We start from the raw sequence: 10,382 nt of genomic DNA on the forward strand, positions 1-10,382 counted from the left end.
GCTTGGCGTCGTCCCGTCCGGTGAGAGGCCATCTATGGAGGGGCGGAGATTCGGGCAAGCCCTAAAATGACAATTTTGCGAAATTTTTTGCGCCGCAGCAGTTTGGCCCCTCCCCTGCCCTCCACGGGCGGCCTTGCGGCAAAGTTGAAAGCCGCCCGCCAGCCGCCTATCAACGGGCGATGCAGCGCCGCCTTTCATGACCGACAGCATCCGCGCCATCCTCGACCGCTTGCGTGCGCCCCAGGACAATATCGTCGCGCGGGCACGTCGGATCGTGGAAGCGCATGTTCCGGAGGATCGGCGCGGCCCCGGCTGGGACCGGCACTGGCGCGAACTGGAGGCTTATGTGGAATGGCCCGGCCGCTGGACCGGTGAACGCCCGGCCGAACCGTTGGACATGGATGAAGACGAACATGACGGGTGACAAGCTTATCGACCTGATGGTGGCGCGGCTGGTCCGCGACCATGGCCGCAGCAAGTATCATTGGCGCAAGGTCATCGGCGCGGTGCGGCTCTATGGCCGTGACACCCACCCGCATTGCAACTGGACGATCACGCCCACCGGTTCCTTCCAGGAGATCGGCGCGGTGGAGACGTTGCTCGACGAACTGCGGCTGCGCCACCCGCTGCTGAGCGGCTGACGGGAACCTCGGCACGCCGGACTCGCAGCGTCATTCACGCAAGACATGGGACCCGTCATGGAAGTCGAAGTCAGGGCAGAGGCGAAGGACAAGCGGATCAACCGCATGGTGGCGATCAGCGTCGTCATATTGTCGGTCTTTACCGGCATCTGCAATATCAAGGACGGCAACATCGTCCAGGCGATGGAGCAGGCGCAGGCCGACGCCGTCGATGCATGGAGCCAATATCAGGCGACCCGTACCAAGCTTCATCTCGCGCAGGACAGCAGGGCGATGCTCGCGGCGGTGACGCAGGGCACGCCCTCCCCTATCGCCCGCACCGCGATCGTCAGGCTGAATGGAGAGATTGCGCGCTATCAGGCGGAAACGCCCGGCCTCGCGCGCAAGGCAAAGGCCTATCGCCAGCATTATGATGCGCTCAACATCCATGACGACCAGTTCGACGCCAGCGAGGCCCTGATCGCGATCGCCATTTCGCTGGCGGCGGTGGCCGCGCTTTGCGAGATTATGGGGCTGTTGTTCGCCAGCTGGGCCTTCGGCGCGCTGGGCCTGTTCATGAGCTTGTGCGGCTTTGCCGGATGGTCGTTCCACCCGGCGATGCTGAGCAACTTTCTGGGTTGAGCAAAGGCTTCGCCATGGAGGCGGCGCCATATCCTGCCACCAAGCCAGGCCGCAGCCTTCATGGGCGCGGCCCGGTGGTCGGGAAAGGGTGAACCCTGTGGCGCGGGTTTACGGAGTCTTTCTTTCCGGATGCGGGCGCGGAACCGGCTCGTAACCGGACTTGCCGCGCTCTCCGGATGGGGGCCTGCCGCCGCCACCGCTACTGCCGCCGCCAATGCTGCCGCCGCCGCCGCCGCTGGCCGACTGGGCGATCGCCGGCGAGGTCAAGGACGTCGACAGCAGGATGGTCATGGCTGGAGGAACCGTCGCCGCGAATTTCCCGCAGGTTTTAAGGAATCCGCGCCGGTCATCCGTTGCCGCACTATGGTTCTCATCCATGACAATCACCTTTCCTTTGCTGCAGGAAGATTAACACTCCAGCGCCCCAAAGGTACGCTGCGGAAAGGGGCTATGCCGTTCGGCATAGACGCCGCCCGATGGTAAGGCTTCGCTGCCGGGAAAAAAACATGCCGCCCGCGTCCAGCATTCAAAAGCCGCGCCATTTGCCTATTTGAATTATTTCTGCGATATAGCTGTAAATTAAGCTTCAACTTGGCGCGCGAGGGCTTGAATGAACGCAGTGGTGAACCAGATCGGCGATCTGGCGGATGCGGGCGAAAAGATGGTCGAACGCCTGCGGCGCAAGGCTTTTCTGCCCGACAGCCGCAAGGAACTCAACGTCCGCTTCGGCATTGCGGAGGCCGCGCATCTGCTCGGATGCTCGACGAATCGCATCCGCATGGCGGAGGATGACGGCCGCCTGCCCCCTGCCCCGCCGACCGAGAATGGCCGCCGCCCCGGCTATACGGTGGAGGAACTGCTGAACATGCGGCAGGTGCTGGGTGCGTCGCCCGAACGCGCGCCGCTCGACGTGCCCGCCATCATCGCGGTGCAGAATTTCAAGGGCGGCGTCGGCAAGTCCACGGTCACCACCCATCTTGCCCATTATTTCGCGGTCCAGGGCTATCGCGTGCTGGTGGTCGATTGCGATTCTCAGGCGACGACGACTACGCTGTTCGGCTTCAACCCGCATTTCAATATCCAGCGCGAAGAGACGCTCTACCCCTATCTGTCGATCGACCCGACACAGGTCGACCTGCTCTATGCGGTCAAGCATACGGCATGGCCCAATGTCGATCTCATCCCCTCGAATCTCGAATTGTTCGACGTCGAATATGAGCTGGCGGCGGCGGGCAGCGATGGCGGTTCGGTGCTGGCAGCGCGCTTCCGCAAGCTCAAGCAGGGTCTGATGGACCTTGCCCGACATTATGACGTGGTGCTGCTCGACCCGCCGCCAGCGCTCGGCACGATCAGCCTGGCGGTGATGCAGGCGGCGAACGCGCTGCTGGTGCCGCTCGCCGCGACCACGCCCGACTTCTGCTCGACCGTCCAGTTCCTCTCGATGATGGATCAGGTGATCGGCCAGCTGCAGCAGGCCGGCATCGCGGTCGATTATCAGTTCGTGCGGCTGCTCTGTTCGAAATTCGACAGCAATGATCCCAGCCATTCGATGGTTCGCGCCATCATGGAGCAGAGCTTCGGCCCCGCCCTCCTGCCCATACCGATCCTGGACAGCGCCGAAATCAGCCATGCGGCGCTGCGCATGATGACCGTCTATGAGCTGGAAAAGCCGATCGGCACGCCGCGCACGCACAAGCGCTGCCGTGCCAATCTGGACGAAGCGCTGGCGCAGATCGAGGCATTGGTGCGCCAGGGCTGGGGCCGTGTCGCCCCGGCGCGGGAAGAGGATATTGTCAATGCGGCATAATCCCCTTTCCTACAGACTATTGTTCACCATATGTTCCCGATTCGTCAAGGGGGAAGATGATGGCGCGTAAACAATCCGATTATCTGGCCGCACTGCTTTCGGATGAGCAGGACGCAGTGCCGACACATCAGGAACAGCCGATCCATCCTGTCCCCCCACCCTCAGCGGCTGCCGCCGATCCTGCGCCCTTGCGCCCGGAGCGGGTACGGGGCAGCACGCTGCTCAGCCGGGAAACCGCCCTCTCCCGCCTCGCCTCGGGCGAAGTGCGGCAGGTTACCCAGCTGCTGCTCGACCCGGCGAAGGTGCGCATCTGGGGCGGCAATGCGCGGCTCTATGCCCATCTTACCGAAGAAAATTGCCGCGAGCTGATCGACTCCATCATCGCCGAAGGCGGGCAGAAGGTGCCCGCCGTTGTCCGCCGGGTGGAGGGCGATCCGGATCATGACTATGAAGTGATCGCCGGCACCCGCCGCCATTGGTCGATCAGCTGGCTGCGGGCGCACAGCTATCCCGAGATGATGTTCGTGGCCCAGGTGGCCCAGCTCGATGACGAGGCGGCCTTCCGCCTGGCGGATCTGGAGAATCGCGCCCGCAAGGACGTCACCGATCTGGAGCGCGCACGCAACTATGCCGAGGCGCTGCGGACCCATTATGGCAGCCATCTGACGCGGATGGCCGAACGGCTGAAGCTCTCCAAGGGCTGGCTGTCGAAGATGATCAAGGTGGCGGGCATTCCGGACGACATCGTCGATGCTTTCGCCTCGCCCGGCGACATCCTGCTCAAGCCCGCTTATGCACTGGCGCAGGCGCTGGACGATGAGGGCGCGGTGCCCGCCATCAATGCGGAAGCGCGCCGTCTCGCCCTCGAACAACGTGACCTGCGAGTGGCGGGTGCATCGACTATCCCGGCGGCGGACGTCTTGCGGCGCCTGCTCGACGCGCCGCGTGCTGCCCGCGCGCAACCCAAGGCGGAACCCTTCGTCTGGACGACGCGCTATGGCCGCCCCGCTCTGACGGTGCAGTCGGCGAACCGGCAGGGCGTGACCATCCGCTTTCATGCGGGCTCCGGCGCGGACATGGAGACGCTGGCCAAGGCGCTCCGCGACACGCTCGAACATCTCGAACAGCAGGGGATGGGGCTGCAACGCTGATGCGACCTTGGGGGGGAAGGAAGCGGAGGTTGAAGGCGGGAGCTGCGGCGCGGCCCCACGCGGTGTCGGATGTTTCCCCGGGGAAACGTCGCGGCATCTCCCGCCCTTGGGCTCTCCTGTTTCCCCGGGGAAACAGCATGCCCCCTCCCCTCCCCGTCCTGGCGTTTTTCTCGCTCAATCACTCTTGGACTTCGCATTTCCCGGTTCGTCCGGCCCATGACAGGACCCGCCCATGACCCGCAGCGGCAAGACCGAGATCAACGACCAGTTCGAACTCTTCCTCCCCTATATCGCCGATCTGCCGCTCCGCGACCAGCGGGAGATGATGGAGCGTCCCTTCTTCTCGCTCGCCAAGACAAAGCGCGTGAAGCCGATCGATTACACCTCGCCCGACGGCAAGGCCTGGGTCCATGTGTCCGCCAATCCCGATTATGGCATGGCGACAATATGGGATGCCGACATTCTGATTTACTGCGCCTCCGTCCTCGCCGACATGGCCAGGCGCGGCGCGAATGATGTACCGCGCAAGTTGCACCTGATGCCCTATGACCTGCTGCGCGCCATTCACCGTCCCACGACAGGGCGCGCCTATGAACTGCTGGGCCAATCACTCGATCGGCTCGTCTCCACCACCATCAAGACCAATATCCGCGCGGAGAACCGGCGGGAGGCGACCTTCAGCTGGCTCGATGGCTGGACCCAATTGGTGGATGAGCGCACCGAACGATCCCGCGGCATGACGATTGAGCTCAGCAACTGGTTCTACGAAGGCGTGCTGATGCAGGGCGGCGTGCTCAGCATCGACCGCGCTTATTTCGACCTGACCGGCGGCCGCGAGCGCTGGCTCTACAAGGTCGCGCGCAAACATGCCGGCGGGGCAGGGGAGGGGGGTTTCGCCATCTCCATGCCGACGCTGTTCGAAAAATCGGGAGCGGAAGGCGCCTACCGCCGCTTCAAGTTCGAAATCGCGAAGATCGCAGAACGTGACCCGCTGCCCGGTTATACGCTTCAATTGGAGCAGGCCGAAGGCAAGCGCGAACCTACGCTGCGAATGCGCCGGCGCCCGGCGGATGCCGCTGCCACTGCAGCCAAAACGGCAGCGGCGGCGAAAAACGGCGTCAGTCAGTCCGCAAAGGGGGAGACGCAAGCGCCCGCAAAGCTGGAGGCCGCTTCCTTTGCTGCTGACAAGACGCTGCTCGATGCCAGCGCTGTCATCCGCCGCACTGTCGTAGGGCTTTCCTCCCGCGCCAGTGCTGGCGAGATCACCGACGCCACGCTCGCCACATTGCGGGCGGAATGCCCGGGCTGGGATTATCAGTCGCTCCATCAGGACTTCCGCAATTGGCTCAACGCCGACCCTGAGCGCACCCCGGTCAATTATCAAAAGGCCTTCATCGGCTTCGTTCGCCGGTTTCACGAACAGAACCGCCACCGCCTCTAAGGCTGCTGTTTTGCCGAAGCACCCGGCACCACTTCCGAAGCTGACCAATCCGAGCGCTGACCAAAGAGCCTCCTCTTTGCCCTCGAGCGGTCGCAATCACCTTAGCTTGATCAGGGCGTCGGCTTCCGCTCATCGCCAACCAGGCTCCTCCGGGCTGGGAGCATGGTGGACAGCGCGAAAGCGTCCCCCCTTCTGGATAAGAGGGGTGGCTCCGTTACCAGAACCACGCTGCCGCCCCTCCAGTCCGCCCCCCACCCGTTCCCGAAGTGTCGGGTTCACGAACATAGCCCCTTCCTCCCACGCGGTGCCGGCTATCAATGCTCCAAGAGCGCAAGATTTTTTGAACGTCCTTTCGGGCAGGCTAGGGGGAAGTGATTCAATCGTCTTTAGGCGAGCGCACCCGGAACTCTTTCACCGACACATCGGGAACGCCTTTCGTCCCTTCAGGAACGGATGCCCGACACATCAGGAACGACAGATCCGACATAATGGGAACAATAGCCCGACCTTTCAGGAACGGTCCCGATCCCCGACTCACGGGAAATCCGCGAGTCATGCGTCCACAAAAGATCCGTAACTTTCTAACCTTATAGAAACCTTGTAACTCTCAGGAGATTCTCATTCTTGTTGCAGAGGATGAGGAGAGGCGGCACCTGCGTGCCTACGACAGCCGCGACAGAATCCGGTCGAGGTCCGCAAGATCCTCGTCGATCCGCCGCGCGTTGACAGAAGGAAGCGGCGCCACTGGCGAAGCCCCATCTCCTGCGACGGCGGATCCGTTTGCCCTGACCCAGGCACCCCGATCGCCCCTTATGACCAAGCCTGCCGTGACGAGCGATTCCAGCATCCCCCTGACACCAAGACGGGACGCGCCGAGCGCCTGCTGCAGATCTTTGGTCCGGCAGGCACCCAGCGCCGTTATCAGCGCGTAGACAAGCGGCGCGCGGGAACTGCTGCGCAACTGGCTTCGACAGGCCTCCAGCGGCTTCTGATCGGCCAGCGCGCCTTCGAACGCGCACTGCACGTTGCGAAGGGCCTGCGTCAGTGATCCAAACCAGGCATGCTCGCGCTGCTGCCGATGCCCTCGGCTGTCCAGCGCCTCTTGGCTCGTCGCGCCAGGGAGGGGCAGGGCAAAGGGCATCAACCCCAGCCGCGACAAAGCGGCGCCCAGATGCAGGTCCAGCGCCCAGAACGGAGGCCGCACTGGTCGAACCTCGACAGCTTTGGAGCCCAGCGGTGTGGAGATTAGTTGATGTTCGCGCTGCCGGGGAAAGAAGGCACGCGTGGCGGCCGCGCGCTCGACCAGCTGGCAGAGCCGATCTATCGGATGCTGATCCGCCTCTTCGCCAAAGGCAATCTCACAAAGCATTCCCGCGCTCTCCAGCGCCGCTACCAGCCCGTCCTCCTCGCCACTCCCCGTCGCCTCCGCTGGATCAGGCGTGATGGGCTGCGACAGGTGGGGAACAGCCCGGCGCACCGTGGCTGCCGCCTGCGCGAGCGGCTGCCAACTCGACGCTTGCAATTCCGCCAGAACCAGTGCGAATATCCGGTAGGAAGGAGCGGTGGCGCCATCAGTGAAGTGGGGCATGTTTTCAGCCTGGATCACCCACCTATCAAAAAGTTGGGGGGCCGATGAATAGCCGGAGCCGGAAAGCGCGTTCAGAAGGGCCAGGCGAGTTATGCGGAAGGCGAGAAAGGGCGCGGCCGCATCAGGCAGACGGCGAAGCGATCCGCTAAGTTGCCCGAGGGCGTAGCAGGCGTCCCACAGTGCTGAAGAGCTTGATCGAAGGCTCGTTTCGCCCGGTGCCGGCACATTTTCCATCACTTATGTATAGCGAAGTTCATTTGACTATGCATCGCCTTTGATGACTTTTGGGCCACTTACAATAATGTTACAAACGTCACTGAAAGTTGTTCGAAGGGGCGATCAGGATGACGAGCATGGCTGCGAAAGGGGAGGCGTCGGTACCACTGGAGCTCCGGCTCGCCGACATTCTCGATCGCGAGCGGGACGCGGAAATCGCCGGGGCCGCGCGGGCACTCCTTGTCCTGCCTCCCAACTCCCGCATGGCGCTGTTGTCCGATCTTCGTTCCTTTGCGGATTTTTGCGCAGAAGGAGCCCGCGCGTGCCTGCCTACCGAGGCTGCAACCGTGCTGGCCTATGCGGACTGGCTGGCCGGAGCCGGAAAGAAGGTGGCGACCGTCCGCCGCCACCTATCTTCGATCGCGTGGCTTCATAAGGCGGTGGGCAGCGCCTCGCCCTGCACCGATCCTTTGGTGCGACAGCATATGTCGGCAATGAGCCGCCAACAGCGCAGCGCCAGCCAAGGCAGCAGGCTTCGCTATGATGCGATCGCCGATGGCAAGCAGCAAAGACTCGCTCCCAGCGTTTCGTTATTGCTGCGGGCATGCGGAAAGGATCTGCAAGGCGCGCGCGATGCGGCGATGCTCTCCCTCGCCTATGAATGCGGCCTTCGCCCTTCGGAACTGGTGGCGGTCCGGATCGAGCAAGTTGAGCGAAACAGGCAAGCCGCCTGGCTGCACATACCGGGCCGGAATGGGATGGAGTCAAAGCTTATGTTCTCGGCAGCGGTGGGCGAGCGTATCGACCGCTGGCTCGCGCTGGCTGGCTTGGAGAGCGGCCCGTTGTTCCGTCGCGTGATGATCGATCGGCGAAAGGCGCGTCCCGCCCGCGCGGCGCGCACAATCGCCGACCTGGCGCCGAACGCGCGCGTCGATCCGTCGCAGATGGCCGCGCGGCCCGCTCAATCGGCGCGACTACGCTACAGGATCGGCGCCGACCCGCTGACGGTGCATGGGATCACGCATATCTTGCGCCGGCTGATGCGGTCAGCCGCGAGCCAGGGCTTGATCCCCTTGACAGGCAAGGCGCTCGACCAGGCGGCGGCGACCCTCAGCGCGCATTCACCGAGGCTGGGGCGGGCGCAGGACCTGCTGGCGGCAGGGGAGGGGATAGGGCCGGTCACCGAAACGCTACGCTGGCGGTCGAAGGTGACGGCAGCGCGGCACGCGAAACGGATGGGTGAATAAGCAGCACCGACGAGACCGCCTAAGTCCAGGGGACCGGGCTGAAATGCGCCGCGCGGGGCAATAGCAATATGCCGCTCAGCTTCATAGCTTCCGGCGCATGTATTGATGGACAGATTGGCGCTGCGAATGATGATCCGGCTGACAAGCGCTGCCTGAGTTCCGCTCAATCTGCGATCACATCCCGCCAATAGACATCAGGCAGAAAGTGGTAACTGGTGACCTTTGCCAGCACGACTTTTCGGCTGGACCGTGACGTTGTTCCGGATCGCAGACCGGGGCAGTGGCGGCGTTTCTCTTGCGATACGCTGGACGCGTATGCCTAATACCAAGGTGCATTGATCAGAACCCATGAGCCCATGAGCGCAGGCCGAGGGACATGATGCGCCAAGGCTGATCGACGAGTTGGTTCCAAGCGAAGCAGCAGTGTTCGACAATGTCGTCGTAGGATGTGAAGATGCGGTTCGACAGCCAGTTGTCGCGCATGAACTGCCACACGTTCTCGACCGGGTTGAGTTCGGGACACCGGGGTGGCAGCGGCAACAGGGTGATGTTGGGAGGCACGACCAACTTGGTTGATCCGTGCCATCCGGCCTGATCGAGCAGCAGGACGGCGTGCGCGCCCGGTGCGATGTGGAAAGCGATCTCCTGTAGATGCATGCTCATCGCCTCGCTGTTGCATCTGGGCATGACGACGCCGGCGGCCTTGCCTTCAGCGGGGCAGATCGCCCCAAATAGCCATGCCGAGGACCGCCGTTGGTCCTTGGGTGCCGAGGGACGGGTGCCCCGCTTGGCCCACCGCCGGGTGAGCTTGGTCTGCTGACCGACGCGGGCTTCGTCCTGCCACCACAGCTCTACCGGCGTTCCTCTCGGGAGCCTCCGCCTGATCTGCGCCAGACGGGGGGCGAAGCTTTTTTAAAATCGGCAATGTCATCAGGCTTCTGGCCACGATGGCGGGGGCGCGCCGAGAGCTTGCGGTAGCCCATCGCGCGCAGTTCGCGCCCGAGTGTGTGGCGCGTGACAGAGAGCGTGAACTCATCCCGGATCCATTGCGCCAGATCGGCAAGTCGCCAGCGCACCACGCCGTGCGCCGCAGGGATCGGCCCCGCCTCGACAATCGCTGCTAACCGATTGCGCTGCTCATCGTTCAGGATAGAGGCTCGTCCCGGCGCCTTGCGCGTGACCAGGCCATCGGGGCCGCCCTCGTTGAACCGCATGACCCAGTCGCGCACAATTTGTAGCGTCACGCCGGCAACCTTCGCCACTTCGCTCCGGCTTCCGCCATCCAGGATCAGCGCAACGGCGAGCAGACGACGAACCTGGTCCGGGTCTTCACTTCGTCGCGCTAACTGACGCAAATCCGTCGATGTGTAGTCAGATCGAACGCCAATCGCTGCCGCCATCGCAAGCCTCCATGTGCTTGCAACATCGAATCAGATTTTCAGCAGCTTGGGAATCCCGAACGTGAGTCAGCATCAGCGCGCGCTGGTATGATCCTCACGGCATGACCCTGCTGTAATACCAGCCGTCAGTGACGCTGACTCACGATGGGGATTCTCAAAACGGTGAATTTGTGAATCTATGGCTGCCAGTTGGAGGGCATTGTCGTGCAGGTGACCGGCGTGGTGCCCGATCCGGAGAGCTTCGGCGACGCGTCCAAGCGCGCCGCTGCG

At 63.4% G+C, this 10,382-nt stretch carries 11 protein-coding genes; 7 read left to right on the forward strand and 4 right to left on the reverse strand.

Annotated features, from left to right (window positions below):
- Nucleotides 1-196 precede the first annotated feature (196 nt).
- From L858_RS0118760 to L858_RS0118770, 3 genes are read left to right on the forward strand one after another with little or no spacing between them, the layout of a single operon-like run.
- Entirely contained in the window at nucleotides 197-424 is a 228-nt protein-coding gene (locus tag L858_RS0118760; protein WP_022684605.1) for a hypothetical protein, read from the forward strand.
- Nucleotides 414-641: a hypothetical protein gene (locus tag L858_RS0118765; protein WP_022684606.1), complete on the forward strand. Its 228-nt coding sequence runs from the start codon at nucleotides 414-416 to the stop codon at nucleotides 639-641. Before L858_RS0118760 ends, L858_RS0118765 begins: the two co-directional genes overlap by 11 nt.
- Nucleotides 642-698: 57 nt before the next feature.
- Nucleotides 699-1,262, forward strand: a complete 564-nt coding sequence (locus tag L858_RS0118770; protein WP_022684607.1) for a DUF4337 domain-containing protein — start codon at nucleotides 699-701, stop codon at nucleotides 1,260-1,262.
- A gap of 108 nt (nucleotides 1,263-1,370) precedes the next feature.
- On the opposite strand, the gene L858_RS21485 is transcribed toward L858_RS0118770, so the two are convergent.
- The gene (locus L858_RS21485) at nucleotides 1,371-1,640 is read right to left on the reverse strand and encodes a hypothetical protein (RefSeq protein WP_081643410.1); all 270 of its coding nucleotides are present in this window, start codon (nucleotides 1,638-1,640) and stop codon (nucleotides 1,371-1,373) included.
- 232 nt (nucleotides 1,641-1,872) lie between these two features.
- Between L858_RS21485 and L858_RS0118780 the strand changes: the two genes are divergently transcribed.
- From L858_RS0118780 to L858_RS0118790, 3 genes are all read left to right on the forward strand, one after another.
- Nucleotides 1,873-3,069 (forward strand): AAA family ATPase, encoded by a 1,197-nt coding sequence (locus tag L858_RS0118780; RefSeq protein ID WP_022684609.1) that lies wholly within the window; start codon nucleotides 1,873-1,875, stop codon nucleotides 3,067-3,069.
- Nucleotides 3,070-3,128: 59 nt separating this feature from the next.
- Entirely contained in the window at nucleotides 3,129-4,220 is a 1,092-nt protein-coding gene (locus tag L858_RS0118785; RefSeq protein WP_028056289.1) for a ParB/RepB/Spo0J family partition protein, read from the forward strand.
- A 232-nt stretch (nucleotides 4,221-4,452) separates the two neighbouring features.
- On the forward strand, nucleotides 4,453-5,661 hold the full coding sequence (locus L858_RS0118790) for a replication initiator protein A (protein ID WP_022684611.1): 1,209 nt from the start codon (nucleotides 4,453-4,455) through the stop codon (nucleotides 5,659-5,661).
- 661 nt (nucleotides 5,662-6,322) lie between these two features.
- On the opposite strand, the gene L858_RS0118795 is transcribed toward L858_RS0118790, so the two are convergent.
- Nucleotides 6,323-7,249: a hypothetical protein gene (locus L858_RS0118795; protein ID WP_152639881.1), complete on the reverse strand. Its 927-nt coding sequence runs from the start codon at nucleotides 7,247-7,249 to the stop codon at nucleotides 6,323-6,325.
- Between the two features lie 344 nt (nucleotides 7,250-7,593).
- Between L858_RS0118795 and L858_RS0118800 the strand changes: the two genes are divergently transcribed.
- On the forward strand, nucleotides 7,594-8,712 hold the full coding sequence (locus L858_RS0118800; RefSeq protein ID WP_022684613.1) for a tyrosine-type recombinase/integrase: 1,119 nt from the start codon (nucleotides 7,594-7,596) through the stop codon (nucleotides 8,710-8,712).
- Nucleotides 8,713-9,051: 339 nt separating this feature from the next.
- Here L858_RS0118800 and L858_RS21490 read toward each other — a convergent pair.
- Nucleotides 9,052-10,112, reverse strand: a protein-coding gene (locus L858_RS21490; protein WP_193742895.1) for an IS630 family transposase whose coding sequence is annotated in 2 segments (ribosomal slippage) — nucleotides 9,052-9,605 and nucleotides 9,605-10,112 — 1,062 coding nt in all. Because the reading frame shifts where the segments join, the coding sequence is not laid out codon by codon here.
- A gap of 72 nt (nucleotides 10,113-10,184) precedes the next feature.
- Nucleotides 10,185-10,382: hypothetical protein (locus L858_RS22370; protein ID WP_238565004.1), on the reverse strand; the 198-nt coding region annotated here is incomplete at its 5' end.

This window comes from Sphingobium bisphenolivorans (assembly GCF_000412635.1).
In the GTDB taxonomy this organism is placed as follows: domain Bacteria; phylum Pseudomonadota; class Alphaproteobacteria; order Sphingomonadales; family Sphingomonadaceae; genus Sphingobium; species Sphingobium bisphenolivorans.

What these genes read in the sequence shown, in the direction of transcription:
- L858_RS0118760 (WP_022684605.1), top strand. Translation starts at nt 197, where the DNA reads ATGACCGACAGCATCCGCGCCATCCTCGACCGCTTGCGTGCGCCCCAG.
- L858_RS0118765 (WP_022684606.1), top strand. Translation starts at nt 414, where the DNA reads ATGACGGGTGACAAGCTTATCGACCTGATGGTGGCGCGGCTGGTCCGC.
- L858_RS0118770 (WP_022684607.1), top strand. Translation starts at nt 699, where the DNA reads ATGGAAGTCGAAGTCAGGGCAGAGGCGAAGGACAAGCGGATCAACCGC.
- L858_RS21485 (WP_081643410.1), bottom strand. Translation starts at nt 1,640, where the DNA reads ATGGATGAGAACCATAGTGCGGCAACGGATGACCGGCGCGGATTCCTT.
- L858_RS0118780 (WP_022684609.1), top strand. Translation starts at nt 1,873, where the DNA reads ATGAACGCAGTGGTGAACCAGATCGGCGATCTGGCGGATGCGGGCGAA.
- L858_RS0118785 (WP_028056289.1), top strand. Translation starts at nt 3,129, where the DNA reads ATGGCGCGTAAACAATCCGATTATCTGGCCGCACTGCTTTCGGATGAG.
- L858_RS0118790 (WP_022684611.1), top strand. Translation starts at nt 4,453, where the DNA reads ATGACCCGCAGCGGCAAGACCGAGATCAACGACCAGTTCGAACTCTTC.
- L858_RS0118795 (WP_152639881.1), bottom strand. Translation starts at nt 7,249, where the DNA reads ATGCCCCACTTCACTGATGGCGCCACCGCTCCTTCCTACCGGATATTC.
- L858_RS0118800 (WP_022684613.1), top strand. Translation starts at nt 7,594, where the DNA reads ATGACGAGCATGGCTGCGAAAGGGGAGGCGTCGGTACCACTGGAGCTC.